Source organism: Vreelandella sp. ssv (assembly GCF_059448525.1).
Genome location: NZ_CM182545.1, coordinates 2,544,865 through 2,570,826, shown reverse-complemented (window position 1 = coordinate 2,570,826; position 25,962 = coordinate 2,544,865). Strand labels below are relative to the sequence as shown.

Genomic DNA, 25,962 nt, shown 5'->3' with positions numbered 1-25,962 from the left:
GACTATGAATAGCCGAGCACCTGTAATGAACGACCAGCATGCACCTGCGGTTGGGCAGCCCTACACGCGTAACGATCAAGCCTGCCACGATTTGAGTATCCGAGTTCGAGATTTGAACCTGTGGTATGGCAAAAACCAAGCGTTGAATAACCTTAATATTGATCTGTTCCAGAAAAATGTGACGGCGCTAATTGGCCCTTCCGGGTGTGGTAAGTCGACCTTCTTACGCTGCTTGAATCGTATGAATGACTTGATTCCCAGTGTACGTACCGAAGGGTTGGTTGAGATGGACGGGCTAGACGTTAATGCGCCTAAAATGGATGAAGTGGCGCTGCGTCGTCGGGTGGGCATGGTCTTCCAAAAGCCGAACCCCTTTCCTAAGTCGATCTATGAAAATGTCGCCTATGCACCACGTATGCACGATTTGGTCAGTCGTAAAGCAGAGCAGGATGAGCTGGTTGAAAAGGCATTGCGTAGCGCTGGCCTTTGGAACGAAGTGAAAGACAAGCTACAAGAACCCGGTACTTCGCTGTCGGGTGGTCAACAGCAGCGCTTATGTATCGCCCGTGCTATTGCCGTTCAGCCTGATGTGATTTTGATGGATGAACCAACGTCGGCGCTTGACCCGATTTCGACTGCGACCATCGAAGATTTGATGGACAAACTGAAAGAGCAGTTCACCATCATCACCGTGACGCACAATATGCAGCAGGCGGCGCGAGTGGCGGATTACACGGCGTTCTTCCACCTGGGTGAAATTATTGAGTACAACGATACCAAAGTGATGTTCTCAACCCCCGCTAAGAAAAAAACTGAAGACTATATTTCCGGTCGTTACGGTTAATTAACGTCTTTCAAGCAGGCCCATCATCCAACGGTGGGCTTTTTTAATGTGGGGTTTTTTTTATGCGTTAATATATGTTTATGCGTATATGAGAGATTTTCTTTTTAGAAATGAACATTTTTAACAACATAAACCTGGAAATAGACACCATAGAACTTAGAGTCTAGGAGGCATCATGGCACTTCGAATTGGTATCAATGGGTTGGGGCGTATTGGCCGATTAGCGCTGAGAATTTTGTGGCAAAAAGTGTCGACGGGTGACGTTGAACTTGTGCGCATTAATGACCCGGGCGGCGATGCGGCAACCTTTGCTCACTTATTGGAATTTGATTCTGTACATGGCCACTGGGCTCCTGGGAAGGGTATCACAACCGCTGATGACGCTATTATCTTCGACGGAAAATCCGTTGCCTTTAGCACTAATAAAGCGATTTCGGACAGCGATTGGTCGAGCTGCGATGTAGTCATCGAGTGCTCTGGCAAAATGAAAACCACTGACAAGCTTCAGGCGTATCTCGACCAGGGCGTTGGCCGTGTAGTGGTGAGCGCGCCTATGAAAGAAGCGAGCGTGCTCAATGTGGTATTGGGGGTGAACGATCATCTCTTTGATCCTTTGCAGCATAAGATCGTTACTGCTGCCAGCTGTACCACTAATTGCTTGGCACCGGTGGTCAAAATCATTCTGGAAGCCTTTGGTATACGCCATGGCTCGATGACTACGGTGCATGACATCACCAATACACAGACAATTCTAGACGCACCGCATAAAGATCTTCGCCGTGCTCGTGCTTGCGGCATGAGTCTGATTCCCACCACAACGGGTTCGGCGAAAGCCATCACTGCCATATTCCCTGAGCTAGAAGGCAAGCTAAATGGCCACGCGATTCGTGTCCCGTTGGCTAACGCATCGCTTACCGATATGGTGTTTGAACTTGAGCGTGAAGTCACCGTCGACGAGGTGAACGCAGCATTGAAAGTCGCAGCAGATGGCCCGTTGGCAGGCATTCTGGGCTATGAAGAGCGCCCGTTAGTGTCGATCGATTACCGCACTGACCCCCGCAGCTCCATTATTGATGCGCTGTCTACCATGGTGATCAATGGCACGCAGCTAAAACTCTACGCCTGGTATGACAACGAGTGGGGCTATGCCAACCGAACTGCTGAGCTTGCTCTTATGGTAGGTCGTGAGCAGGTGGGGCGTGGCTGATTCGTCGTTGTTGAAAATGCTTACGCGAGTAAGGGCGCTACCTTTCGAGGTGCGCCAGTACATGCTGATTACCGGCAACTACTGGGCGTTTACGATTACAGACGGCGCGCTTCGCATGCTGGTGGTGATGCATTTCCACCAGTTGGGTTATTCGCCGTTAGCCATCGCGATGCTCTTTTTGTTCTACGAAGCCTTTGGCGTTGTGACCAATTTGGTGGGTGGTTGGCTGGGCGCGCGCCTCGGGCTCAACCGCACCATGAATGTGGGCTTGGGTTTGCAGATTGTTGCGCTGACCATGTTAACGGTGCCCGCAAGCCTGCTAACCGTTGCTTGGGTCATGGCCGCTCAGGCGCTGTCGGGCATTGCGAAAGACCTTAACAAATTGAGCGCTAAAAGCGCTGTCAAGGTACTGGTTCCTAAAGAGAGTGTGAACGCCAGTAGCTCGCTCTACCGATGGGTGGCCATGCTGACCGGCTCTAAAAACGCACTAAAAGGGCTGGGCTTTTTTGTCGGTGGGCTGCTGTTAACATTGATTGGCTTCCAGGCTGCTGTGTTTGTAATGGCGGTGATGCTGGGATGCGTACTACTGCTCTCGCTGCTGCGTTTAAAGACGGATCTCGGGCGTCCAAAAGTGAAGCCAAAGTTCTCCGAAATTTTCTCAAAATCACGCGCGATTAACGTGCTTTCCGCCGCGCGTTTTTGTCTTTTTGCAGCGCGTGATGTGTGGTTTGTGGTGGCACTGCCGGTCTTCCTATACGACCAGCATGGCTGGACGCACTGGACCGTGGGGGGGCTGTTGGCGATATGGGTGATTGGTTACGGTGGGGTGCAGACCCAGGCACCAAAATTAACCCGGCTAATTAAAGGCGATATTCGAGTGCTGACTGCCGGGTGGGCGGCGGCGCTGGCCGTGCTGGCAATTGTGTTGGCGATGCTGCCGTTAGCACAAGTTGGTTGGTTAGTGATTGGCTTACTCGCCTTTGGGGTGCTGTTTGCCATTAATTCCAGCTGGCACAGCTATTTGATTGTGCATTATGCCCGTGCTGATGGCGTTTCCATGGATGTCGGCTTTTACTATATGGCCAATGCCATGGGGCGTTTGATGGGGACGCTGCTGTCGGGTTGGCTTTATATGGCTTACGGACTGAGTGCCTGTCTGTGGTTATCGGCTGCCTTGGTGGCGGCAAGTTCAGCGATGGCGTTAGCGTTATCACGAGGCAGTGATTCAATATTGTAGATAGCGGCTATTTAACAGGGAAGTGATTGCGGGTCTTATTGGCAATTCTCACCAACGCCAGCATTAGCGGCACTTCAACCAATACGCCAACGACAGTGGCTAGCGCAGCGCCCGACTGTAAGCCAAATAGCGCGATAGCCGCTGCCACCGCCAGTTCAAAGAAGTTGCTGGCGCCGATCATTGCCCCCGGAGCGGCTATGTTATGCGGCAATCGCCAGGCTTTAGCCCAACCATAGGCAATAAAAAAGATTAGAAACGTTTGAATAATCAGTGGAATCGCGATGAGTACAATATGCAGCGGGTTATTGAGAATAACCTCGCCCTGGAAGGCAAATAGAAGCACGAGTGTGATGATCAAGCCAATCGGTGTGATGGGGCCAACACGCTTCATAAAGACGTTGTCATACCACTCTGCGCCGCGTTTGTGGATCAAGGTTTGGCGCGTTATATAACCTGCCGCCAGGGGGATCACAATATAGAGCATTACCGACAGGGCAACAGTATCCCAGGGCACCTGAATATTGGAGATACCTAGGAGAAATACCACGATGGGCGCGAAAGCGAACAGCATGATCACGTCATTGAGGGCCACCTGCACCAGCGTATAAGCGGCATCGCCGCGGGTTAAGTAGCTCCACACGAATACCATTGCGGTGCATGGGGCGGCACCGAGAAGAATAGCGCCCGCTAGATATTGACTGGCGACTTCGGTGGGAATAAAAGGCCGAAAAATAACCATTAAGAAGAGCCAGGCAATGGCGAACATAGTGAAGGGTTTGATCAGCCAATTAACCGTGGTGGTAATAATCAAACCTTTTGGCTGGCGCCGCACGCCAAGCAGGGAGGTAAAATCAATTTGCGCCATCATCGGGAAAATCATCGCCCAAATAAGCACGGCCACCGGAATCGATACCTGGGCCACTTCAAAGCGCGAAAGCGTTTCCGGCACCACGGGTATAAATTGTCCCAGTAATATTCCTGCCACAATGGCCAATGCCACCCATAGCGAGAGATAGCGCTCGAAGATCCTCATTCCTTCTGCGGTTGAGGGTGATTTGTTATCGCCCAGTGCGGACATGTGAAGCTACCTGTTTAACGCTCTTTAAGGATAATGACTCCATCATATATGTTTTTTCGTATATTTCTAGTGTTGCCTGCAAGCTGCAATATTGCCGTCATGAACACAGCGTAAAGTAACCACTATTAGTTACATTAGAGGCTATTTACTTATGTCGAAGCGTCGCGTGTTGTTTCTTTGCAACGCTAACTCTGCACGGTCGTTAATGGGAGAGGCATTACTTCGCCATATGGCAGGTGATCGTTTTGACTCGTTTAGCGCTGGTTCCGAACCTGATGAGCCCCATGCATTGACGCTTGATGCATTGCGTAAACAGGGACTACCCACCGAAGGTTTACACAGTAAATTGCTGGATGAGTTTGAGAGCGAGGCCTTCGATTTTGTCATTGTGCTGTGTGATAAGGCTCAGCAAGTCTGTCGGGACTGGCAAGGGCAGGCGGGTGAAGTGCTGTTCTGGGATATTCGCGACCCTCGTCTGATTGGCAAGCCTGATTCTTATGAGCAGGCGTTATTAGAAATTCGTCGTCGGCTGCAGCTGTGGCTGCCCCTTCATAAGTCTTATTAATCTTACTAATAGGGGCCGGGTCGAGATGAAATGGATCAATAACTTAAGTGTCAAAGCGAGTTGGACGCTGGTGCTGTTAGCGTTCAGTGGTTTGATCGTCGTGATTGGCGCATTGGGGCTGTTCGCTAACCATTTTGGCCGAGAGGCTTTTACATCGCTTCACGACCGAGACATGGCGCAAATCCGTGAGTTAGATGGCGCCTACTCTCAATTACTGCGAGCGCGTATTCAAATGAACCGTGCGGCGGAGTTAATCCGAACCCCTTCGTTTGACCGACCTGACCCGCTAATAGAAGAAGCCCATCGGTTACTCGACTCAGCGGCTGAGAACTTCACTCAATTTGCATCGAGTGATTTTGAAACTGATCAACAGGCGCTGGTCGATCAACTGGCTACGGAGTTTCAATCTTTCGTTAACAATAACCTCAATCTACAGATGATGATGCTTGAGGAGCGCGATGTCTCTGGTTTCTTGTCTGGGGAGTCGCGGGTAGATGAAAGCAGCCAGCGTTTTGTATCGAGTGCCGAGACCTTTTTGGAGGCCGCAAACCAGCGAGGTAACGCGCTACTTGAGCGTTTTGAGCAAGTATCGTCGCTACTGTTTTGGGGGGTGATAGCAGTGCTTGGGGCAGCGCTCTTAGTGGTGGCGGTGGTCGCTTGGGGGGTGCGTAACAATGTGCTTCGTCCTTTAACCTCGATAACCGGCCATTTCCAGCGTATTGCTAAAGGTGATCTATCCGCACCCGTTACCGCTCACTCAACCAATGAAATCGGTCAGCTGTTTAGTGAGCTGGCCAGTATGCAACAGGCGTTGACGGCGACGGTAAATCGTCTCACCAGCAGTAGCCAGCAGGTCTACAGCAATAGCCAAGAGATGACTGAGCAAAACCAGCTCTTGGCCACCCAAACCGATACCCAGGTGTCTGCCTTGCAGCAAATGGCGGCGAGCCTGGAACAGCTAACCGCTACGGTAAAACAGAATGCGGAAAGTGCGGCGCATGTTAACCAATCGACTGCGGATGTTTCCCATAAAGCGCAGCAGGGTGACGAGGTCATTACCCAGTTTATTGCGACGATGGAGGCGATCAATGATCACTCAGACGAGATCCAAAGCATCATCCGAATGATTGAGAGCATCGCTTTCCAAACCAATATATTGGCGTTGAACGCATCGGTTGAAGCGGCGCGTGCTGGTGAGCATGGCCGTGGCTTTGCAGTCGTGGCAAATGAAGTCCGGGCGCTGGCAACCCGCAGTGCCAATGCTGCCAGCGAGATTCGATCACGCATTGAAGCGTCGAGTGCGAGTGTTCAACAGGGCAGTGTATTGTCGCAGCAAGCGGGTGAACATACTCGCGCGATAATGCAGGCTGCCAGTAACGTGAATACGCTGATGACTCAAATTGCCACTGCATCGGAGGAGCAGCGACGCGGCATTGAAGAGGTTAATCAGGCGGTGGCGCAAATCGATACCACGACTCAAGAGACTATGCGCTTAGTGAATCAAGCTGCCCATAGTGCAGAAGGATTGTCACAAGAAGCATTACAAATGCGTGAATATGCCGGTCAATTTAGTGTGGTAGAGGAAGGCACTGAAACACACTTGACTGACATCAATGAGAACAACGCTGAATATCCAGAATGGGAGCAGCTAAGCAATCAGCACAGCGCTTTACCTAGCTCTCATGGGCAGCGTTATCGTCAAACCGATGCTATAACGTCTGTTTAAAATCCTAAAAACAGTAATTTGCGTTTATTCAGAGGCAGTCAACGCTATCATGCGGTTTTCTCTGAGCGACTAATTTTTTGCTATTGATCCAACGGCTCATCTCGTCCGTCGTCTTTTTCTCTCAGCGTTTACTGAAAGACCCTATGTTGCTCTCAATGAGCGGCCTATGGATCGTTTTGTTGTGGCTGCAGCCTCAATCATTGATGGATATGGCTGAGCGGGTGCATTGGAACACGCTTGCCGTGTTGACCGGTCTTATGCTGCTCAGCCGGTCGTTGGAGCTCAGTGGTTATTTAACGCTCTGGGGGCGCCAGTTGTTGGCCTGTCTGAAGGGTGAAAGGCGCCTGGCGGTTGGCTTGGTGCTGTTTTCAGGCTTGCTTTCTGCTGTCGTCACCAATGATGTAGCACTGTTTATTGTAGTGCCGCTGACGCTTGGCTTCGCCAGGATGGCAACGCTGCCTATTGCACGTTTAATTGTGTTTGAAGCGCTGGCAGTGAATGCAGGGTCATCGCTGAGTCCGATTGGGAATCCACAAAACCTTTATCTATGGCAGCTTTCAGGCCTACGCTTTGGCGAATTTCTATGGGTAATGCTACCGCTTGGTGTTGGTCTGATGTTGTTGCTCTTGCTGCTTATTCCCTTGGCGTTTCCTAAAGCGTCAATACAGTTGGAACCAGCTTCTATTGGAGCAGCAATACGGCAGCAAAAGCCGCTGTGGGCGGCACTAATCGGCTACCCGCTTTTTTTGATTGCGGTGGATATGGGCTGGGTATTGCCAGCGATGGTAGGCGTAATGCTTGCGATGTTATTGGTGGCCCAGCGAGCGGTGTTCAGTATCGATTGGCTACTGTTAGTAGTGTTCGTATTAATGTTCATCAATTTAAGTGTCATCGGTGAGTTAAGTGTCGTTCAGCAGACAATCAACACAATGCGCCAGTGGCCCGGTGGAGATATCAGCGTAGGGGTATTGCTTTCACAAGGTGTTTCCAACGTACCGGCAACGCTATTACTTGCGGAGCAGAGTGAGTGGCAGCCGCTTGCCTGGGGCGTCAGTGTCGGTGGCTTTGGTTTGGCGATAGGCTCAATGGCTAATTTAATTGCCCTGCGTTTGGCTCGCCAGCGGGGCATTTGGACAGAATTTCATCGTTGGTCTCTGCCTATGTTGGGGCTTGCCTGGCTGTTTACTGTGCTATGGAAAAACGCCCTGTCGTTATAGTGACAGGGCGTTACCCTCTCAGGGTTAGATCCTAACGAAGAGTGGCTAGTCGATTAGCTCTACGGCAACCGCTGTTGCTTCACCGCCGCCGATACATAGGCTGGCAATGCCGCGCTTGCCGCCTTTGGTGCGCAGCGCGTGTATCAGCGTGGCAATAATGCGCGAGCCGGTAGAGCCAATCGGATGGCCCTGGGCGCAGGCGCCGCCAAAGACGTTGACCTTGTCATGGGGCAAGCCTAGATCATCCATCGCCATCAGCGTGACCACGGCAAAGGCTTCATTAATCTCAAACAGATCGACATCGTTAACGCCCCAGCCTAGCTTTGTCATCAGCTTTTCAATCGCACCCACCGGCGCGATAGTGAATTCGCTTGGGTGGCGTGAATGGGTAGTGTGGCCAAGCATGCGTGCTAAAGGTTTAAGGCCGTGCTGGTCCGCCGCTTTCTGGCTGGCCAAAATCAATGCCGAAGCGCCGTCTGAAATTGAGCTGGCGTTGGCAGCGGTAATGGTGCCATCTTTAGCGAAGGCAGGGCGCAGCTGACGGATTTTGTCGAGTTTTGCTTGGAAGGGTTGCTCATCGTGTTCGACAAGGTGTTCACCCTGGCGAGTGGATACCATGACGGGGGCCATCTCAGCGTTTAGGTGGCCTGCGTTAGTGGCCGCCATGGCGCGCTCGAGCGAGGCAATGGCAAAATCGTCTAAGCGTTCGCGCGTGTAGCCGCGCTCTGTGGCAACATCCTGAGCAAACACGCCCATCAACTTGCCCGTTTCAGCATCTTCAAGACCATCTAAGAACATATGATCTTTTAGCTCTCCGTGCCCGAGCCGATAGCCGCTGCGTGCCTTGGTCAGAACGTGCGGGGCATTCGACATCGACTCCATACCGCCAGCCAGCAAGATATCGCCGCTGCCTGCTTTGATTAAATCGTGAGCAAGCATCGCGGCTTTCATGCCGGAACCACACAGCTTATTGATGGTGGTGGCGCCATTGGCATCGGGAATGCCTGCCTGTCGCATGGCCTGGCGCGCCGGGCCTTGTTTTACCCCTGCTGGCAGTACACAGCCCATTATGCCTTCGCTGATCAGGGCGGGATCAATGCCCGCCTCCTCCATTGCGGCCTTAATGGCGATTGCGCCAAGCTCTGGCGCTGACATGCTCGAAAGGCTGCCCATCATGCCACCCATAGGCGTACGTTTAGCGGCGAGAAATACTACATCAGTGGGGCTGCTCATGGTCAATCTCCTTCAGAGTTCTTATGATTATCAGGTTGAGTAGCGGGTGATACGTTGACCCGTGGGCGGTGCTGTGGTTCTCTCCTGAGTAACCAAGCAAGCGCTAGTGTAAATGACATGAATGTAATGAATGCATCTCCTCGTCGCAAGGAATTGACACGGCTGGCTGCTCAGCTATTCGTCCAAGAGGGCTTTGATCGCACCACCGTACGCATGCTGGCGCAGGAAATGGGGATTAAGTCCGGTAGCCTGTTCCATCACTTTAAAGATAAGCAGGAAATCCTCGCAGCGGTTATCGAAGAGGGCACCCAAAATGCCTTAACGATTGCCCGCAAGGCTTTGGCGGAGTGTGCTACTGATCCGGAGTTGCGCCTACGTGCTATGGCGCGTGCCCATCTCGAAACCCTGTTTACTGACCGCAATGCTCACGTGGTGGCACTCTTTGAGTGGCGCCGACTCGACCCCATAGCAAGTGCCCATTTAAGTCATTTACGCGATGCCTACGAGGCACTATGGGTCGCCGTAATTGATGATGCCCTTGACGCTGGGTTAATTCATGGTGATCGTTTTCTTGTTTCACGCTTTGTACTCGGGGCTTTAAATTGGACCGTACGCTGGTACGACCCTAACGGACCCCGCTCGCCTGACGATCTAGCGGACGAGCTTGTCGCCATGATTATGCCTACGCCTACTTGAACCACCTCTTTTATATAGCTCCTACCAACGTCTAACGCTTTAATCAATCACAGTGCTTGCTCTCCACGACGATTGCTTTTAGCGTTGCTTTTATCCTTAGGTTTCCGTTAACGTCAACGGATAATTATAGCAGCCTTACTTGCAATCTACCTTTGCTGCTTTGTGCTCATTACCAATAACAATGATCAACCACATTAGAGAGCCATCATGACAGCGACATCACAATCACTGCCCGACTATCAGCACTACCTTGAAAATTTTTCTATCGATAGCGTTATTGCTCGCCTGGATGACCATCAGGATGGAATGTTGAATGCTTTCGAAGCCTGCTGTGGTCGGCATGTGCGCCAAGGGCGCGGCGATGTGCTAGCGCTGGTTCAAGAAGATACCCAAGGGGCAACGCACACCCTGACCTACGCTGAGCTGGATGAGCAAAGCGCCAAATTAGCGGGTTGGTTCCAATCCCAGGGGTTAGTGCAGGGTGATAGAATTGCCTGCATGCTGCCGCGTTCGCCCCAGTTATTGATAGCAGTGTTGGCGACGTGGCGTATTGGCGCGGTTTATCAACCACTATTTACTGCCTTTGGCCCTGATGCCGTGGACTATCGTTTAGGGCGTGCAGATACCAAACTAGTGATCACGGATCACGCCAATCGCTATAAATTTGATGGTTTGAACCAGTGTCCGCCAGTGCTGGCAGTCGGTGGTGCTACCAGCGAACATGTTGATGATTATGATTGGCAAGCTGCATTGACGCATACGTCAATGAGCGATAAGCCGCCCAGGCTTTCGCCTGAACAACCGTTTCTGCAAATGTTTACCTCTGGCACCGTGGGTAAGCCCAAAGGCGTTGCTGTTCCACTGGCCGGTATGACTGCCTTCGCGATCTATATGGAGCTGGCCATTGACCTGCGTGACGATGACCGCTTTTGGAATATGGCTGACCCCGGCTGGGCGTATGGTCTTTACTATGCGATCACGGGGCCGCTGCTACTCGGTGTGACGACCCATTTTTGTGAAGCGGGCTTTAGTGCGGAGGGGGCGCTGGCGTTTATGAAGCGCCACCACATCACCAATTTTGCCGCTGCGCCTACCGCTTACAGGCTGATGAAGGCATCAGGCCTGTTTGATGATGCCCATCAAACCTTGGAGCTGCGTGCAGCTAGCTCAGCCGGCGAGCCTTTAAACACCGAAGTGGTCACCTGGGTTGAGAAGTCGCTGGGCTGTCCTGTCATGGATCATTATGGGCAAACTGAAACCGGCATGACTTGCAATAACCACCATGTGCTTGATCACCTTAAGCATGTGGGCGCGATGGGTGTGCCAATGCCGGGTTATCGACTGGCGATTTTGGATGCCGAGTATCACGAGTTGCCTGCTGGTGAGCCGGGTGTGCTCGCCGTGGATATCAAGAACTCACCTGCGCACTTCTTTCAAGGCTACACCTGGCAGGAGAAGAACCCCTTTGTAGAAGGCTATTACCTTACCGGTGACGTAGTGATCCGCAATGAAGATGGCACCTTTCAATTTGCCGGGCGGGACGACGATATTATTACCACTGCAGGTTATCGGGTGGGGCCAACGGATGTTGAGAACAGCGTAATGACACACCCGGCTGTTGCAGAGTCGGCGGCGGTGGGGCAGCCAGATGAGATTCGTGGCGAAGTGATTAAATCTTATGTCGTACTGCGAGAAGGTTATGAAGCAAGTGAAGCGCTTGCCGATGAGATCAAGCAGCGAGTGCGCGAGAGGTTATCAACTCACGCCTTTCCGCGCGTTATTGAGTTTGTCGATGAGTTGCCCAAAACCCCCAGTGGCAAGATTCAGCGCTTTAAATTGCGAGCTCAGGCAGCAGAAGAAGCTAAGACAGCCAAATAAACATAGCGCTTACAGGGAATACCGTTATGCAGGTTAAGGACAGTACTTTTTTAATTACCGGGGCCGCTTCTGGCCTTGGGGCGGCAACGGCAGAGCGCTTGGTGGCTGCGGGCGCTCGGGTCGTTTTATGCGATTTAAATAACAGCGTAAACGCTCATGCTGATCAGTTGGGGGAGCAAGCTCAGGCGTGTTTGGCGGACATAACCTCTGCCGAGCAAATGCAGCAGGCGGTCGATGTGGCGGTAGCGCTGGGTGGCGAGCGCGGTCTCTGCGGGGTGGTTCATTGTGCGGGCGTCGTTAGCGTGGCCAAGCTGGTTGATCGCGAAGGCAATCCAGCTGATCTAGAAAGCTATAAGAAAACAATCAATATTAATCTGGTCGGCACTTTTAACGTCATGCGCCTTGCGGCTGCCGCAATGGCTAAAAACGCGCCTAGCGAGAGTGGTGAGCGCGGGGTGATCATTAATACCGCGTCCATTGCTGCTTTTGATGGGCAGGTAGGGCAGTGCGCTTATAGTGCCTCTAAAGCGGGTGTGGTGGGTATGAGCTTGCCAGCAGCGCGGGAATTGTCGCGTCATGCTATTCGGGTGATGGCAATCGCTCCTGGCGTATTTGAAACACCGATGATGAGTGAAATTCCTGACGAGGCCGCCCAGGCACTAGCGGCGGCGGTGCCTTTTCCTAAGCGTTTAGGTAAGCCAGATGAGTTCGCTCAATTAGCCGAGCAGATTATTACCAATCCCATGCTCAATGGCGAAGTGATCCGCTTAGACGGTGGCATTCGCATGCAGTAACTGTGAGGTCAGTAGCTAAAATAGAAATAAAACGACTCGTCGGCTTTTGGTTGACGAGTTTTTTATTATTTGCACCAGGGGGTTACTGGTTGGGCGACCAAAGTTCTAGAGTGTTTTAAGACTAAATTCAAACGCTCGCTTGACTCTGGGGGACGCTCGCGCTAATTTTCAAACATGTGTTTGAAAGATCTCTGCTACTATTCTTACCACTAAGAGTGGCAAGGCTTTCAATCCCCCTTTTCAGGAGAAGTGCGATGCCCAGCTATCAGGCCCCTATTCGTGATATGCGTTTCGTTATGGACGAGATGCTTGACTACCCCGCTCACTACGCGCGCCTGCCAAGCGGTGACGATGCATCGCCAGATGTTGTTAGCGCTATTTTGGAAGAGGGGGCACGCTTCGCCCGCGATGTGCTGCTGCCGATCAATCAGAGCGGCGATGAAGAAGGGTGCCTACTGGAAGGGGGGGAGGTCAAAGCGCCTAACGGTTTCAAAGAGGCCTACCAGCAATACGTAGAGGGTGGTTGGCCGAGTCTGGCCGCCGACCCTGCTCATGGAGGTCAGGGGTTGCCGCCTTCATTGGCAATGCTGCTGTCAGAAATGATCTGCGCCACTAACTTGGCGTGGGGCATGTACCCAGGGCTCTCTCATGGTGCGGCAGACGCACTGCGCCATCATGGCACCGATGAGCAGAAGGCGACGTATCTCACCAAGCTGGTTGAAGGGGTATGGACGGGCACTATGTGCCTAACCGAGCCGCACTGCGGTACTGACCTAGGCTTGATCAAGACCCGAGCAGTGTCCACTGATGGCGATGCCTATGCAATTACCGGCACCAAAATTTTTATCTCGGCCGGTGAGCATAATCTGGCTGAAAATATCGTCCATTTGGTATTGGCAAAACTGCCTGGCGCACCGGAAGGTTCTAAAGGTATCTCGCTATTTGTAGTACCTAAGTTCTTGCCCGATGCCCAGGGTAATGTGGGTGAGCGTAATGGCGTCACCTGCGGTTCGCTCGAGCACAAGATGGGCATTCATGGTAATGCCACCTGCGTGATGAACTTCGATGGCGCAACCGGCTACCTAGTAGGGCCGCCCAATAAAGGGCTGGCGTGTATGTTCACTATGATGAACGCTGCGCGTCTTGGGGTGGGGATTCAAGGGCTGGGGTTGATTGAAGCCAGTTTCCAGAATTCATTGAGCTATGCCCGTGACCGGTTACAGATGCGCGGCTTATCGGGCAAGCAGGCGCCTGAAAAGCCCGCTGATCCGATTATCGTCCATCCTGATGTGCGCCGCATGCTGCTTACCCAGAAAGCCTTCGCTGAAGGTGGGCGTATGTTGGTGCTTTATACCGCGCAAATGCTCGATGTGGTGGAGCATGGTGAGCCGGGTGAAGAGCGAGATCACGCTGAAACCCTACTTGGCTTGCTAACACCTATTGTTAAAGCATTCCTGACCGAAGTTGGTTTTGAAAGCACCAACGAGGGTGTGCAGATTTACGGCGGTCATGGCTTCATTAAAGAGTGGGGCATGGAGCAATTGGTACGCGATGCTCGCATTACTCGGCTCTATGAAGGGACTACCGGTATCCAGGCGCTTGATCTGCTAGGCCGTAAAGTACTCATGAGTCAGGGTGAATCGCTGAAGGTATTCACCAAAGAGATCCATAAGTTCTGTAAAGCTGAAGCCGCCAACCCTGCCCTTGAAGAGTTTGTCGGGACCCTCGCCAAGCTGAATGCTGAGTGGGGCGAACTGACCATGGGTGTGGGTATGAAGGCAATGCAAGACCGCGAGGAAGTAGGTGCGGCGAGTGTTGATTATCTTATGTACTCAGGCTACGTCACTCTGGCGTACTTATTTGCTCGCGCGGCCAAGCAGGCGTCTATTTCTCTAGAAGGTGACGATAAGGCTTTCTATGCCGCTAAGTTGAATACCGCTCGATTCTATTACCAGCGGCTATTGCCGCGTACCAAAGCACATGCGCAGATGATACAAGCAGGGGCTTCTAGCCTGATGGCTATCTCCAGTGAAGACTTTGGCTTGGGCTTTGAAATTTGATTAACGGCTAAGATGTGAGCAGAGCACTCTCTGGTCAGGCGTTCTGATCGGTGGTTTGCGGCAGAAGGGTAGCCTTCTGCCGCTTTTTTATACGCAATAGCTTCTTTTACTTGCTATCTTATTAGTCAGGCCTTAAAGTACGCATCCGCTGCCGGGGACGCCTAGCGTTGCCAGCGGTGAATGAGGTGTAAAAGCCTTGGTTAGTCAACGAGTTAGCGGTTTTGAAAATCGCATATTGACAACCGCCAGGAAGTGCGTAGAATACGCCTTCCTCGCTGAGGCAAGCCAAGTCAACGGCAAGCCGGTTGCTTTCACAGTAACCCTAGTAGCGAAACGCTCTTTAACAATTTGATCAGGTAATTCATGTGGGCGCTTGCTGATGTTGGTGACAAATCACCAAATATCAAGGCAAGCGGTCATGACAATGTAAATTGAAATGAATTCGTTTGAACCTTGAGCCAAGTTTGATTCGCTTTTGTTGCCTTCGGGTGACGAGTAAGGATCACAATGATTGTAAACTGAAGAGTTTGATCATGGCTCAGATTGAACGCTGGCGGCAGGCCTAACACATGCAAGTCGAGCGGTAACAGATCTAGCTTGCTAGATGCTGACGAGCGGCGGACGGGTGAGTAATGCATAGGAATCTGCCCGGTAGTGGGGGATAACCTGGGGAAACCCAGGCTAATACCGCATACGTCCTACGGGAGAAAGGGGGCTTCGGCTCCCGCTATTGGATGAGCCTATGTCGGATTAGCTAGTTGGTGAGGTAATGGCTCACCAAGGCGACGATCCGTAGCTGGTCTGAGAGGATGATCAGCCACATCGGGACTGAGACACGGCCCGAACTCCTACGGGAGGCAGCAGTGGGGAATATTGGACAATGGGGGCAACCCTGATCCAGCCATGCCGCGTGTGTGAAGAAGGCCTTCGGGTTGTAAAGCACTTTCAGCGAGGAAGAACGCCTAGTGGTTAATACCCATTAGGAAAGACATCACTCGCAGAAGAAGCACCGGCTAACTCCGTGCCAGCAGCCGCGGTAATACGGAGGGTGCAAGCGTTAATCGGAATTACTGGGCGTAAAGCGCGCGTAGGTGGCTTGATAAGCCGGTTGTGAAAGCCCCGGGCTCAACCTGGGAACGGCATCCGGAACTGTCAGGCTAGAGTGCAGGAGAGGAAGGTAGAATTCCCGGTGTAGCGGTGAAATGCGTAGAGATCGGGAGGAATACCAGTGGCGAAGGCGGCCTTCTGGACTGACACTGACACTGAGGTGCGAAAGCGTGGGTAGCAAACAGGATTAGATACCCTGGTAGTCCACGCCGTAAACGATGTCGACCAGCCGTTGGGTGCCTAGAGCACTTTGTGGCGAAGTTAACGCGATAAGTCGACCGCCTGGGGAGTACGGCCGCAAGGTTAAAACTCAAATGAATTGACGGGGGCCCGCACAAGCGGTGGAGCATGTGGTTTAATTCGATGCAACGCGAAGAACCTTACCTACCCTTGACATCTACAGAAGCCGGAAGAGATTCTGGTGTGCCTTCGGGAACTGTAAGACAGGTGCTGCATGGCTGTCGTCAGCTCGTGTTGTGAAATGTTGGGTTAAGTCCCGTAACGAGCGCAACCCTTGTCCTTATTTGCCAGCACGTAATGGTGGGAACTCTAAGGAGACTGCCGGTGACAAACCGGAGGAAGGTGGGGACGACGTCAAGTCATCATGGCCCTTACGGGTAGGGCTACACACGTGCTACAATGGCCGGTACAAAGGGCTGCGAGCTCGCGAGAGTCAGCGAATCCCTTAAAGCCGGTCTCAGTCCGGATCGGAGTCTGCAACTCGACTCCGTGAAGTCGGAATCGCTAGTAATCGTGAATCAGAATGTCACGGTGAATACGTTCCCGGGCCTTGTACACACCGCCCGTCACACCATGGGAGTGGACTGCACCAGAAGTGGTTAGCCTAACGCAAGAGGGCGATCACCACGGTGTGGTTCATGACTGGGGTGAAGTCGTAACAAGGTAGCCGTAGGGGAACCTGCGGCTGGATCACCTCCTTAAACGATGCGTCACAGTCAGTAAGCGTCCACAATGAATTACCTGATCAGAATGCTGTTGATACGCAGTGATAAGTGGCTCTGATTTTTTCACGTTAAAAGAAAAAAATAGCTTTTAAGGTCTTAAAGGTCTTTTTCTTTTTTACTATGAAAGAACGCTTATCACTGCTTATAGCAGTCGCTCTTTAACAATGTATATCATGCTGACAAGAACACTTCGCAAGAAGTGCTTCTTAAATTGTGATACGTCTCAAGCGTATCCGGCAAAATGAAACGTGATCATTGCGACATCCAGACTCCTTCGGGTTATAGGGTCAAGCAATGAAGCGCACACGGTGGATGCCTAGGCAGTCAGAGGCGATGAAAGACGTGGTAGCCTGCGATAAGGTTCGGTGAGGTGGCAACAACCTGTGACCCGGACATTTCTGAATGGGGAAACCCACTGGCCATAAGGTCAGTATCTTACACTGAATACATAGGTGTAAGAGGCGAACCAGGGGAACTGAAACATCTAAGTACCCTGAGGAAAAGAAATCAACCGAGATTCCCCTAGTAGCGGCGAGCGAACGGGGACCAGCCCTTAAGCATGTGAATGATTAGGCGAACAGATTGGGAAGTCTGGCCGTAGCGGGTGATAGCCCCGTAGTCGAAAATCTGATCATGTGAAATCGAGTAGGTCGGGGCACGAGAAACCTTGACTGAAGACGGGGGGACCATCCTCCAAGGCTAAATACTCCTGACTGACCGATAGTGAACCAGTACCGTGAGGGAAAGGCGAAAAGAACCCCGGAGAGGGGAGTGAAATAGATCCTGAAACCGTGTGCGTACAAGCAGTAGGAGCAGACTTGTTCTGTGACTGCGTACCTTTTGTATAATGGGTCAGCGACTTATATTCAGTGGCGAGGTTAACCGTATAGGGGAGCCGTAGGGAAACCGAGTCTTAACTGGGCGACACAGTCGCTGGATATAGACCCGAAACCGAGCGATCTATCCATGAGCAGGGTGAAGATTGAGTAACATCAATTGGAGGCCCGAACCAGGATCTGTTGAAAAAGATTTGGATGACTTGTGGATCGGAGTGAAAGGCTAATCAAGCTCGGAGATAGCTGGTTCTCCTCGAAAGCTATTTAGGTAGCGCCTCACGTAGTACCGCCGGGGGTAGAGCACTGTTTCGGCTAGGGGGTCATCCCGACTTACCAACCCGAGGCAAACTCCGAATACCGGTGAGTAACGCGTGGGAGACACACGGCGGGTGCTAACGTCCGTCGTGAAAAGGGAAACAACCCAGACCGTCAGCTAAGGTCCCGAAATCCTGGTTAAGTGGGAAACGATGTGGGAAGGCTCAGACAGCTAGGAGGTTGGCTTAGAAGCAGCCATCCTTTAAAGAAAGCGTAATAGCTCACTAGTCGAGTCGGCCTGCGCGGAAGATGTAACGGGGCTAAACCAGGTACCGAAGCTACGGGTTCATCCTTAGGGATGAGCGGTAGAGGAGCGTCGTGTACGCCAATGAAGGTGGATTGAGAAGTCTGCTGGAGGTATCACGAGTGCGAATGCTGACATGAGTAACGATAAAGGGAGTGAAAAACTCCCTCGCCGGAAGACCAAGGGTTTCTGTTCGACGCTAATCGGAGCAGAGTGAGTCGGCCCCTAAGGCGAGGCCGAAAGGCGTAGTCGATGGGAAACGGGTCAATATTCCCGTACCGGACATGGTTGCGATGGGGGGACGAAGAAGGCTAGGTGAGCCAGGCGTTGGTTGTCCTGGTGAAAGTGAGTAGGCTTGGATCTTAGGTAAATCCGGGATCCTTTAAGGCCGAGACACGAGATGAACTGACCACGGTCAGGAAGTCACTGATGCCACGCTTCCAGGAAAAGCCTCTAAGCTTCAGATCATGTGCGACCGTACCCCAAACCGACACAGGTGGTCAGGGTGAGAATCCCAAGGCGCTTGAGAGAACTCGGGTGAAGGAACTAGGCAAAATGGTGCCGTAACTTCGGGAGAAGGCACGCCGGCGTAGGGTGAAGAGACTTGCTCTCCTAGCCCGAACCGGTCGAAGATACCAGGTGGCTGCAACTGTTTATTAAAAACACAGCACTCTGCTAACGCGCAAGCGGACGTATAGGGTGTGACGCCTGCCCGGTGCCGGAAGGTTAAATGATGGTGTTAGCCGCAAGGCGAAGCTCTTGATTGAAGCCCCGGTAAACGGCGGCCGTAACTATAACGGTCCTAAGGTAGCGAAATTCCTTGTCGGGTAAGTTCCGACCTGCACGAATGGCGTAATGATGGCCACGCTGTCTCCACCCGAGACTCAGTGAAATTGAAATCGCCGTGAAGATGCGGTGTACCCGCGGCTAGACGGAAAGACCCCGTGAACCTTTACTATAGCTTCACACTGGACGCTGATGTTGCCTGTGTAGGATAGCTGGGAGGCTTTGAACTCTGGACGCCAGTTCGGAGGGAGCCAACCTTGAAATACCAGCCTGGCATCATTGGCGTTCTCACTCAGGTCCGTTATCCGGATCGAGGACAGTGTGTGGTGGGTAGTTTGACTGGGGCGGTCTCCTCCTAAAGAGTAACGGAGGAGCACGAAGGTACCCTCAGCACGGTCGGACATCGTGCATTGAGTGCAAGAGCATAAGGGTGCTTGACTGCGAGACAGACACGTCGAGCAGGTGCGAAAGCAGGTTCTAGTGATCCGGTGGTTCTGTATGGAAGGGCCATCGCTCAACGGATAAAAGGTACTCCGGGGATAACAGGCTGATACCGCCCAAGAGTTCACATCGACGGCGGTGTTTGGCACCTCGATGTCGGCTCATCACATCCTGGGGCTGAAGTCGGTCCCAAGGGTATGGCTGTTCGCCATTTAAAGTGGTACGCGAGCTGGGTTTAGAACGTCGTGAGACAGTTCGGTCCCTATCTGCCGTGGGCGTTGGATGTTTGAGAAGGGCTGCTCCTAGTACGAGAGGACCGGAGTGGACGACCCTCTGGTGTTCCGGTTGTCACGCCAGTGGCATTGCCGGGTAGCTATGGTCGGACGGGATAACCGCTGAAAGCATCTAAGCGGGAAGCCCCCTTCAAGATGAGACATCCCTGAGGCCTAGAGCCTCCTGAAGGGCCCAGCGAGACCAGCTGGTTGATAGGCACGGTGTGGAAGCGCTGCAAGGCGTTGAGCTAACGTGTACTAATGGCCCGTGAGGCTTGACCCTATAACACCCAAGGGGTCTGGTCGTGATGATGACGTGAAGGAACCGGATACGCAGCGTGTGGCCCCGGCAACCGCCAGGGCGGCAGGCAGTGAGACGATCACAATGTAGCAATAGTCAGCATGATATATAGCCAGTTACGCCTGACGACCATAGCACGCGTGAACCACCTGATCCCTTGCCGAACTCAGTAGTGAAACCGCTTAGCGCCGATGGTAGTGTGGGGTCTCCCCATGCGAGAGTAGGTCATCGTCAGGCACTTATTTAACAAGAAACCCAGCCATCCGGCTGGGTTTCTTGTATGCGTGGAAGAAAAGTCAAAGTCCCCCATGGTGTTAGCCGTGGGGGATTTTTTATATCAACTATTAACGATGAAATTGCCCTTCGCTTTCAGGTTGCCAAAGTATGGCATCAATCCGTAACTGTGTTTGGTTGTTATTTGGCAGAGGCCAGTCAATGGTATCACCTACTTTTAAGCCCAGTAGGCTGGCACCGATAGGCGCCATTACCGAAAGACCGTCATCGGTGGAGCTTATTGCATGAGGATACACCAGTGTTCGAATCATTTGCTTGTCGCGGGTAAGATCGGTGAACTGAATCTGGCTATTCATACTGACAACATTATCAGGAATTTCTGTTGGATCAACGACGACCCCGCGGCTGAGTTCGTTCTCTAGCATTTCCGCCACTGCTTGATCCTTTTCTGAAGCATCATCAATCAAGCGTTGTAAACGTTCGGCGTCAAGCCGATTAATTAAAAGGGGTGGTCGCTGCCCCATTTCGCTCTCCTTGGCAAAAGTGTCCGCTATCAATTAGCGGTATAAAACGTTAGATAGGAAGTTAAAATAGATAATAAAAACAGCTCTTTCCAGAAGTTAAGAAAGGGCTGTTTTAGTGATTTTACGACACTTTTTAGCAAAAGACGATTTTCACTTACGTTACCTGAGTGCTGCGCAATGCCAGCCGTATCGGGGCAATAAAATGCTATGATGCTGGCCGCAGTTCTTCGTTAAGGGTTATTGGTTAGGTCATAATGGCCCATCATGTTGATATTCAAGGTTTGAGGTGAAAGGGTGAGTGAAATAGTACCCACGTCGTGGCTCGTTTACTGCCGTCCAGGATTTGAGAATGATGCATTAGCAGAAATGCAGCATCACGCAGCATTAAACGATGTCGCCTGTGAAGCTTCTTACGGCGAGGGGTGGGTAAGCTTGATGCGTCTCGACGGCGAGCCGGTGAACGATTTACATCGTCAAGCAGCGTTTATAAAGCTAATTTTCGCACGGCAAAGCTTGGCTGCTTTACCTGCACTCACGCTTTCACGTGACGACCGCCTTACCGCGATCTTGGAACAGGTTAAAGCGAGCCGTTGGAGCTTTGAAGAGATTTGGCATGAAACGCCGGATACCAACGATGGCAAAGCACTGGCCGGGCTGATTAAGGCACTGACAAAACCACTGGAAAGTATGTTGAAAAAACGTGGTGCGTTAAGGCGCAGCGCGGGCGCGCGACGCTTACATATTTTCTGGACTGATGGTGATCAAGTGCAGCTAGGGATGAGCTTTCCCGGCAATCGTAGCGATTTGATTAATGGCATTCGTCGACTGCGCTTTCCTTCCCGTGCGCCCAGCCGTTCAACGTTGAAGCTGGAAGAGGCGTGGCATGAGTTTATTCCTAAAGAAGAGTGGGAGACTCGCCTTGCACCGCATATGCAGGCAGCTGATTTAGGTGCTGCTCCAGGCGGCTGGACATGGCAACTGGTTCAGCGGGGTATGTACGTGTATGCCATCGATAATGGCCCTATGGATACACAGTTGATGAAAACAGGGCAGATTGATCATCTAAAAGAGGATGGTTTTACCTGGGAACCACCTCAGCGCTTGGATTGGCTGGTTTGCGATATTGTTGATAAGCCGGTGCGCGTGTTAGCCATGGTAGAGCGCTGGCTGATTCGTAAATGGTGTAAAGAGGCTATCTTTAATTTTAAGTTGCCAATGAAAAAACGCTGGGATGAGGTGACACGTTGTTTAAACATCCTTGAGGAGTCTCTCGAAAAAGCAGGGGTTCGTGCCAGTATTTCATGCCGTCACCTCTACCATGATCGTGAAGAGGTAACGGTGCACGTAAGGTTAAGAGATTAATGGGTAGATAGTGGCTGTTTAGTAGCTGGGTTCATAGATTCGGATAGTTTCATCTTCGGTTAACAACGGTAATATACGCTGCATGGCCATCGACCGAGCTTCACTAGAGTGCCACTCTTTCCAAGCGCGGATATCACGCCATTTGGTAATCATCAGGCGACGGTCGGTATTACCAAGTTCGACGAGCGTTTCGCCACCGACGAACCCCCTTGCACCCAAAGAGACTCGCATTGCCTCGCGTGCTGCTTGCTCAAATTCTTCTTCAAGACCGGGCATAATTCGCCGTTCGATGATAACTTTAATCATACGTTTTGCTTCCTACATCGAGGATATTAATGGCTGATAATACGGGTACGTTACCCAACGTTGATGCGGTATTAGACACCACTGGGCTTTACTGCCCTGAACCGATCATGTTGATGCATAACAAGGTGCGCGATATGTCGCCAGGGCAAGTGCTCAAAGTAATCGCTACCGACCCTGCTACCACGCGAGATGTTCCCAAATTTTGTCAGTTTTTAGGGCACGAACTGCTTGAGCAGGACACCTCTTCTGCCAATAACTACCTCTACTTTATTCGTTTAGTGTAGCTATGTGGGATAGTTCTTTTGGATAGTGACCATCGCTAATACTTAGCGGTTGCTCTTAAAGACAGCTCTTAAAAATAGCTATTTGAAAGATCGCAAAAGACCAAGCAAGAGCCAAGTCGAGTAATCGAAGTTGGCTTGGCCCTTGCCTAAAGTAGCACCAGATAAATGCGTAGTTAATCGCTTGCCACTACCATCATCGCTAACGCATCCAGTGTGGCTGGATCTTCTTCCAATATACGGTTGGCAATATGGCGCTGGAAAAAGTAAACGGTCTGATGGCGGGTGTGCGCACTATAGAGACATTTATCCCCTAAAAGAATGGGCGTCATGGACGCCTTTTGGTCGTCGGCAAGAAGCGCGTCAAGGCTACCGTCGCTGTAGAGACGCCAACCGTAAACGGGTTTCATATGCCAGGGCGAATTTGGGTGGTTCATGCACAGGGCATGAGTGCCCAGAGTGTCAGGGATTTGCTGAATAAGAGTGACTTCTCCTGAAGCCTCGTAATCAAAATATTCAGCTGCTGCGACCAGTTCGTGGTACTTGTGATCTGGTGGTGAGTCGAACATTTCTTCCGTTTCAGGATCACGGTATCCCACGAAGTAGCCGTTCTCTTGGCTGTTCATATCATGGCAGGCGGCTAGGGTTTCCATCCATGGCACCAAGCCGATGACGCTACCATCCACTCTTAACCCCCAGGCCAAAATAGGCAAGCCATAGTAGCTGTCGGGACTCGCAGCGAGTTGGTACACCATCTCTAGGCCATCTAGCTCAGGGGCTAAACGAACTAAGCACTTTTGCGCCTGCTGACGTTGGCGCACAGTTTCCAGGTCGATGACCTGGGCAGAGCGGGGTGACAGGGATGCGCCCATTGTGTCCCTCCTTGTGCTGCATGGTCATCACATTGGCGATACGGGTACATGGCTTGCCGCATTACTCGCCTCTTCTATTCACCAATAGCACAAGTTGCTCATAAGGTTAAGGGTTCTGCGCTTTTTAATTATCTGAGCACAGTGGGAAGCCCGCTCGTAGCGCTTCATGTTCAAGTCGAGCTTGTTGAAACTGGATCCAGGGCGCGTGAGCATTTTGCAGTGAAAGCCACCGCGTCTGGTAGCGTTTAATCGGCAGTGGTTTGGCTACCTGCTGCGCATCAATTAAGCGATTGATGGCTGTTAGCCACTGGTAGGCTGTGTTTGCCAAGCGATCAAGAGGTTGTGATTCCCAGCTATTTAAGCAGTGTGGCGCATCGCTCTGCTGAGCTAATAATGCATTCGCTTCTGTTAAGCGCTGAGTGGCGAGTAGCAGAGCACGTAGCACTTCGGCGGTTAGTGGGCGCTCTTGAAGGGTTTTTAAATGGTTTTCAAGCGTTGAGGAGTCTTGCTGCCAGTCGAGGTCAAATTGATGGTCGGTCATTTTTTGTAAATAATCTATGGCATCAAGCTGATCCGCAATAACCGTTTCATTGGTATTGGTTAATGGCTGGCTGGCCCGTGAAAAGCTTTTAACCCACTCGCTGGAATCAAAAATAGCGTTCCAACTCACCGCGGGTAATTGTGCCGTTTTAGTGGTTGTTAAGCGATCTAGACGCGCTCGATCTTCATCGCTTAACTGCTCGGGGATCTCGCTATTGGTACAGGCACTCAGTCGCTGCCATAGCGCCCGCTCATATAACCACTGCTGACTGGGTGGCGCTACACGCCCGAGTTGATTGTTACGTGCCGCGATCAGCGATGTTATTTGGCATTCTCGCAGGGCGTAAACATTGAGCATACTCTCGCGGGTTTCGGGAATATCTATGAGCCGATCGGGGCGCTCAGGGAAGTCGCCAATATTAATCGGATCGGTTCGTTCAATGGCTGGCTGTGCGAGATCATCGGCAAGTTGCTGATGGTAGCTTTGCCAATACTGCTCGGCAGCGTTATCGCCACAGCCAGCCATAAGTGCGCATAAGGTTATTGTTAGAGAGAGTTTTCTCCAGCGAACCACGTTTACCCCCGACTACCAATACGCTGTAAACGCCAGCCAAGTAGCAGTGCTGCGGTACTCAAGCCCGCAATCAAGCCAATCCAATAGCCATGAACCCCGAGTGGAGCAATCCTATCACCCACCCCATAGGAGCCCAGCCAATGCCCGCCTCCCAAGCCTACAATCCAGTAAGAGAGCACCGTGATCACCATCACAATGCGCGTATCTTTATAGCCGCGTAAAGCCCCGGCTAAATTGACCTGTAAAGAGTCTGAGAGCTGAAAAATAACGGCCAAGGCAATGATCGATAGCGCTAGCGCCTGTATCTCAGCATTAGAGGTATAAAGTGCTATCACCGGTACGGCACTCACCCACAATATTAGGCTGTTAATAGCGGCAATGATGATGCTTATGATAATCCCATTCCAGGCAACTTTTTGAGCTAGCGCTAAGCGCTGCTGGCCCAGCGTATTACCCACCCGCACGGTCAGCGCCATGCTCAGCGACATTGGCAGCATAAAGAGAATTGAAGTGAAGCTGAGCGCAATTTGGTGAGCTCCCACCGTGACTTCACCAAAGCTGGCAATGAAGAGCGCAATGAGCGTGAACAGGGTCACTTCAACAAATATAGCCACGCCAATAGGAACACCCACCACAATAAGCTCGCGAATGCCGATCCATTGGGGGGGCGTTATCCGCTGCCAGATAGCCACGCTTTGGTAAGTACTTCCCTTACGCGTGTAATAGGCCATTGCCAGCGCCATCGTCCACATAGAAAGAGCTGTTGCAATGCCGCAACCAAATGCCCCCAAAGCAGGCAGTTGCTGCAAGCTAGTGGGAATCCAGGCGCCAAATAGATCGACTAAGCCATCTCCGCCGTAGATCAAAATGTAGTTGGCAGGAATATTCACAGTTAAGCCTACCAGACTGATCCACAGCGCCGGGCGGGTGTGATTCATTCCATCTGAAAACGCCCTAAGTGCCTGAAAAAGGGCAATTCCAGGCATGCCAAAGGCGACAGCTGAGAGATAGGCGGCAGACTGGCTGGCAACAGCAGGGGGCACATTCATTAATTCAAATATCGGCATGACGGCCGACCAGAGCAGTACAGACGAGACGGCGCCTAGCACTAACGCAACCCAAAGCGCCTGGTGAACGGCAGGAAGAATAGCCGTATTGCGTTGTCCACCCAGCAAATGAGCCACAATCGGGGTAAGCCCCATTAAAGTGCCCGTCATAAATAACATGAGTGGCATCCAAAGGCTTGAACCCACAGACACGGCAGCGAGAGAAGTAGCATCATGACGCCCCGTCATCATGACATCGACGACACTCATCCCTGCTTGAGCCAACTGTGCACCGCAAATAGGTAGTGCCAAGTGCATCAACGTTCGTGTTTCTGGCCAGTAAACCGATTTAATTTGCTGAGTAAAGCCGCCCAATTGTTGGCTCCTAATGGGTATAGTGATTCAAACAAGGCCATTATAT

General features: G+C 51.8%; 19 protein-coding genes and 3 rRNA genes. 15 read left to right on the top strand and 7 right to left on the bottom strand.

The annotated features are described in order from the left end of the window. Positions 1–4 precede the first annotated feature (4 nt). The 3 genes from pstB (at position 5) to arsJ (ending at position 3,288) form a co-directional block, all read left to right on the top strand. Positions 5–844: a phosphate ABC transporter ATP-binding protein PstB gene (gene pstB / locus AC5TBW_RS11745; RefSeq protein ID WP_495508746.1), complete on the top strand. Its 840-nt coding sequence runs from the start codon at positions 5–7 to the stop codon at positions 842–844. Between the two features lie 175 nt (positions 845–1,019). Beyond that, positions 1,020–2,051 (top strand): ArsJ-associated glyceraldehyde-3-phosphate dehydrogenase, encoded by a 1,032-nt coding sequence (locus tag AC5TBW_RS11740; protein WP_495508745.1) that lies wholly within the window; start codon positions 1,020–1,022, stop codon positions 2,049–2,051. A gap of 16 nt (positions 2,052–2,067) precedes the next feature. Beyond that, positions 2,068–3,288: an organoarsenical effux MFS transporter ArsJ gene (arsJ, locus tag AC5TBW_RS11735; RefSeq protein ID WP_495511958.1), complete on the top strand. Its 1,221-nt coding sequence runs from the start codon at positions 2,068–2,070 to the stop codon at positions 3,286–3,288. Between the two features lie 7 nt (positions 3,289–3,295). On the opposite strand, the gene arsB is transcribed toward arsJ, so the two are convergent. Then, a complete protein-coding gene (gene arsB / locus AC5TBW_RS11730) occupies positions 3,296–4,366 on the bottom strand; it encodes an ACR3 family arsenite efflux transporter (protein WP_495508744.1) in 1,071 nt (356 codons plus the stop codon). Between the two features lie 151 nt (positions 4,367–4,517). Between arsB and AC5TBW_RS11725 the strand changes: the two genes are divergently transcribed. The 3 genes from AC5TBW_RS11725 to AC5TBW_RS11715 all read left to right on the top strand — a co-directional run bounded on the left by AC5TBW_RS11725 (position 4,518) and on the right by AC5TBW_RS11715 (position 7,874). Further along, positions 4,518–4,931, top strand: coding sequence for an arsenate reductase ArsC (locus AC5TBW_RS11725; RefSeq protein ID WP_495508743.1), 414 nt, complete (start codon positions 4,518–4,520; stop codon positions 4,929–4,931). Positions 4,932–4,956: 25 nt separating this feature from the next. Then, entirely contained in the window at positions 4,957–6,657 is a 1,701-nt protein-coding gene (locus tag AC5TBW_RS11720; RefSeq protein WP_495508742.1) for a methyl-accepting chemotaxis protein, read from the top strand. 143 nt (positions 6,658–6,800) lie between these two features. Next, a complete protein-coding gene (locus AC5TBW_RS11715; protein ID WP_495508741.1) occupies positions 6,801–7,874 on the top strand; it encodes an SLC13 family permease in 1,074 nt (357 codons plus the stop codon). A 45-nt stretch (positions 7,875–7,919) separates the two neighbouring features. On the opposite strand, the gene AC5TBW_RS11710 is transcribed toward AC5TBW_RS11715, so the two are convergent. Beyond that, positions 7,920–9,107, bottom strand: a complete 1,188-nt coding sequence (locus AC5TBW_RS11710; protein ID WP_495508740.1) for an acetyl-CoA C-acyltransferase — start codon at positions 9,105–9,107, stop codon at positions 7,920–7,922. A 126-nt stretch (positions 9,108–9,233) separates the two neighbouring features. Between AC5TBW_RS11710 and AC5TBW_RS11705 the strand changes: the two genes are divergently transcribed. The 7 genes from AC5TBW_RS11705 (at position 9,234) to rrf (ending at position 20,039) form a co-directional block, all read left to right on the top strand. Continuing rightward, positions 9,234–9,803 carry a TetR/AcrR family transcriptional regulator gene (locus AC5TBW_RS11705; protein WP_495508739.1) on the top strand — a complete coding sequence of 190 codons (570 nt, stop codon included), beginning with the start codon at positions 9,234–9,236 and terminating at the stop codon, positions 9,801–9,803. Positions 9,804–10,010: 207 nt separating this feature from the next. Then, positions 10,011–11,681 carry an AMP-binding protein gene (locus tag AC5TBW_RS11700; protein WP_495508738.1) on the top strand — a complete coding sequence of 557 codons (1,671 nt, stop codon included), beginning with the start codon at positions 10,011–10,013 and terminating at the stop codon, positions 11,679–11,681. Between the two features lie 26 nt (positions 11,682–11,707). Next, a complete protein-coding gene (locus AC5TBW_RS11695; RefSeq protein ID WP_495508737.1) occupies positions 11,708–12,475 on the top strand; it encodes an SDR family NAD(P)-dependent oxidoreductase in 768 nt (255 codons plus the stop codon). Positions 12,476–12,729: 254 nt separating this feature from the next. Then, on the top strand, positions 12,730–14,535 hold the full coding sequence (locus AC5TBW_RS11690; RefSeq protein ID WP_495508736.1) for an acyl-CoA dehydrogenase C-terminal domain-containing protein: 1,806 nt from the start codon (positions 12,730–12,732) through the stop codon (positions 14,533–14,535). Positions 14,536–15,050: 515 nt separating this feature from the next. Next, positions 15,051–16,583, top strand: a 16S ribosomal RNA gene (locus AC5TBW_RS11685). Positions 16,584–16,892: 309 nt separating this feature from the next. After that, positions 16,893–19,784 (top strand): 23S ribosomal RNA (locus tag AC5TBW_RS11680). A 139-nt stretch (positions 19,785–19,923) separates the two neighbouring features. Beyond that, a 5S ribosomal RNA gene (gene rrf, locus AC5TBW_RS11675) occupies positions 19,924–20,039 on the top strand. Together the 16S, 23S and 5S rRNA genes form the textbook arrangement of a ribosomal RNA operon. 107 nt (positions 20,040–20,146) lie before the next feature. On the opposite strand, the gene rnk is transcribed toward rrf, so the two are convergent. Beyond that, positions 20,147–20,560: a nucleoside diphosphate kinase regulator gene (gene rnk / locus AC5TBW_RS11670; RefSeq protein ID WP_495508735.1), complete on the bottom strand. Its 414-nt coding sequence runs from the start codon at positions 20,558–20,560 to the stop codon at positions 20,147–20,149. 294 nt (positions 20,561–20,854) lie between these two features. Here rnk and rlmM point away from each other — a divergent pair, with 294 nt between their 5' ends. Further along, positions 20,855–21,922 (top strand): 23S rRNA (cytidine(2498)-2'-O)-methyltransferase RlmM, encoded by a 1,068-nt coding sequence (rlmM, locus tag AC5TBW_RS11665; protein ID WP_495508734.1) that lies wholly within the window; start codon positions 20,855–20,857, stop codon positions 21,920–21,922. 18 nt (positions 21,923–21,940) lie between these two features. Here rlmM and AC5TBW_RS11660 read toward each other — a convergent pair whose 3' ends face one another. Then, positions 21,941–22,228: an antibiotic biosynthesis monooxygenase family protein gene (locus tag AC5TBW_RS11660; protein WP_495508733.1), complete on the bottom strand. Its 288-nt coding sequence runs from the start codon at positions 22,226–22,228 to the stop codon at positions 21,941–21,943. A gap of 29 nt (positions 22,229–22,257) precedes the next feature. On the opposite strand from AC5TBW_RS11660, the gene tusA reads away from it, so the two are divergent. After that, a complete protein-coding gene (gene tusA, locus AC5TBW_RS11655; RefSeq protein ID WP_495508732.1) occupies positions 22,258–22,512 on the top strand; it encodes a sulfurtransferase TusA in 255 nt (84 codons plus the stop codon). A 173-nt stretch (positions 22,513–22,685) separates the two neighbouring features. Here tusA and AC5TBW_RS11650 read toward each other — a convergent pair whose 3' ends face one another. The 3 genes from AC5TBW_RS11650 to AC5TBW_RS11640 form a co-directional block, all read right to left on the bottom strand. Further along, positions 22,686–23,381 (bottom strand): hypothetical protein, encoded by a 696-nt coding sequence (locus AC5TBW_RS11650; protein WP_495508731.1) that lies wholly within the window; start codon positions 23,379–23,381, stop codon positions 22,686–22,688. A 124-nt stretch (positions 23,382–23,505) separates the two neighbouring features. Then, entirely contained in the window at positions 23,506–24,447 is a 942-nt protein-coding gene (locus AC5TBW_RS11645; RefSeq protein ID WP_495508730.1) for a DUF3080 family protein, read from the bottom strand. Positions 24,448–24,497: 50 nt separating this feature from the next. Further along, a complete protein-coding gene (locus tag AC5TBW_RS11640; RefSeq protein WP_495508729.1) occupies positions 24,498–25,916 on the bottom strand; it encodes an MATE family efflux transporter in 1,419 nt (472 codons plus the stop codon). Between the last annotated feature and the right edge of the window lie 46 nt (positions 25,917–25,962).

What these genes read in the sequence shown, in the direction of transcription:
- AC5TBW_RS11710 (WP_495508740.1), bottom strand. Translation starts at nt 9,107, where the DNA reads ATGAGCAGCCCCACTGATGTAGTATTTCTCGCCGCTAAACGTACGCCT.
- AC5TBW_RS11645 (WP_495508730.1), bottom strand. Translation starts at nt 24,447, where the DNA reads ATGGCTGGCTGTGGCGATAACGCTGCCGAGCAGTATTGGCAAAGCTAC.
- arsB (WP_495508744.1), bottom strand. Translation starts at nt 4,366, where the DNA reads ATGTCCGCACTGGGCGATAACAAATCACCCTCAACCGCAGAAGGAATG.
- AC5TBW_RS11705 (WP_495508739.1), top strand. Translation starts at nt 9,234, where the DNA reads ATGAATGCATCTCCTCGTCGCAAGGAATTGACACGGCTGGCTGCTCAG.
- AC5TBW_RS11700 (WP_495508738.1), top strand. Translation starts at nt 10,011, where the DNA reads ATGACAGCGACATCACAATCACTGCCCGACTATCAGCACTACCTTGAA.
- AC5TBW_RS11725 (WP_495508743.1), top strand. Translation starts at nt 4,518, where the DNA reads ATGTCGAAGCGTCGCGTGTTGTTTCTTTGCAACGCTAACTCTGCACGG.
- AC5TBW_RS11690 (WP_495508736.1), top strand. Translation starts at nt 12,730, where the DNA reads ATGCCCAGCTATCAGGCCCCTATTCGTGATATGCGTTTCGTTATGGAC.
- AC5TBW_RS11695 (WP_495508737.1), top strand. Translation starts at nt 11,708, where the DNA reads ATGCAGGTTAAGGACAGTACTTTTTTAATTACCGGGGCCGCTTCTGGC.
- AC5TBW_RS11650 (WP_495508731.1), bottom strand. Translation starts at nt 23,381, where the DNA reads ATGGGCGCATCCCTGTCACCCCGCTCTGCCCAGGTCATCGACCTGGAA.
- rnk (WP_495508735.1), bottom strand. Translation starts at nt 20,560, where the DNA reads ATGGGGCAGCGACCACCCCTTTTAATTAATCGGCTTGACGCCGAACGT.
- arsJ (WP_495511958.1), top strand. Translation starts at nt 2,068, where the DNA reads ATGCTTACGCGAGTAAGGGCGCTACCTTTCGAGGTGCGCCAGTACATG.
- tusA (WP_495508732.1), top strand. Translation starts at nt 22,258, where the DNA reads ATGGCTGATAATACGGGTACGTTACCCAACGTTGATGCGGTATTAGAC.
- AC5TBW_RS11715 (WP_495508741.1), top strand. Translation starts at nt 6,801, where the DNA reads ATGTTGCTCTCAATGAGCGGCCTATGGATCGTTTTGTTGTGGCTGCAG.
- pstB (WP_495508746.1), top strand. Translation starts at nt 5, where the DNA reads ATGAATAGCCGAGCACCTGTAATGAACGACCAGCATGCACCTGCGGTT.
- AC5TBW_RS11660 (WP_495508733.1), bottom strand. Translation starts at nt 22,228, where the DNA reads ATGATTAAAGTTATCATCGAACGGCGAATTATGCCCGGTCTTGAAGAA.
- AC5TBW_RS11720 (WP_495508742.1), top strand. Translation starts at nt 4,957, where the DNA reads ATGAAATGGATCAATAACTTAAGTGTCAAAGCGAGTTGGACGCTGGTG.
- AC5TBW_RS11740 (WP_495508745.1), top strand. Translation starts at nt 1,020, where the DNA reads ATGGCACTTCGAATTGGTATCAATGGGTTGGGGCGTATTGGCCGATTA.